Genomic DNA, 1,030 nt, shown 5'->3' on the forward strand with positions numbered 1-1,030 from the left:
GCCAGGCAGATGCCGACATAGAGGAAGCCGAAGATCGCCATGTTGGTGATCGAGGTATACCAGGAAGACGGCGGATCGCTCTCGAAGGTCCAGCGCCACAGCCGCTGATAGGCGCGTGGCCCCGTCAGCGCATAGGAGGGAAAGGTCTTGGAATTGGTGAACGACAGATAGGCCGTCCAGACGATGAAGCCGTAGACGAAGATGATGGTGATGACGAAGCTCGGCGCCAGCACGATCTTCGGCAGCGCATCCTGCAGCCGGCCCCTCAACGAGATCCCCGTCGATTGCCGCGGCGTCAAGACCGGATCGGTGGTCGCAACAGTGCTCATGGAATGTCATCTCCTCCCCACAATCGGCCCTGCATCATATCGGGCATGATCGGCTCTCCATCATTGTCCGGGCATGATTGTCCGCGCATGATCGGCGCGGAGCCTGAAGCTTCCCCGCGGAGCACGCGGGGAAGCATTTGTCATCACACGTGGTCTCAGCGAGCGTCGTCGATCGCCTGGACGAGCTGCTTGACGGCTTCGTCGGAGGTCTTGATCTGGCCGTGGACGAACTTCGAGACGACATCCTTGTAGGCGTTGGCGATGGCCGGAGGAGCGCCGTAGCCTTGCGCCAGCGAGCCGAACAGCGTGCCGCCTTCGTTCGCTGCCTTCAGGTCGGCGATACCCTTCTTGCCGCAGGCGTCGAAGTCGGTATCGGGAACGTCGGTACGGGCCGGTACCGAACCCTTGACGACGTTGAAGGCCGACTGGAAGCTCTTCGACAGCGTTGCGGTGGCCAGCGCCACCTGGGCCGCCTTGCGGTCGTCTGGAACGTTGAACATGCCGAACATGTCGGAGTTGTAGACCACGCTGCCGTCGGTGCCGGGGAAACGGTAGCACAGGAAGTCGGTATCAGGCGTCTTCTTGGCGGCGACGAATTCGCCCTTGGCCCAGTCGCCCATCACCTGCACCAGCGCATCACCCTTGATGACCATGGCGGTCGCCAGATTCCAGTCGCGGCCCGAGAAGTTCGGGTCGACATA

General features: G+C 62.0%; 2 pseudogenes. Both read right to left on the minus strand.

The features are described from left to right. Positions 1 to 329, minus strand: a pseudogene (locus tag OLZ32_RS39170) (sugar ABC transporter permease); the annotation flags it as partial. Between the two features lie 155 nt (positions 330 to 484). Continuing rightward, positions 485 to 1,030 (minus strand): annotated as a pseudogene (locus OLZ32_RS39175) (sugar ABC transporter substrate-binding protein); the annotation flags it as partial.

This window comes from Rhizobium acaciae (assembly GCF_025941625.1).
Classification (GTDB): Bacteria; Pseudomonadota; Alphaproteobacteria; order Rhizobiales; family Rhizobiaceae; genus Rhizobium; species Rhizobium acaciae.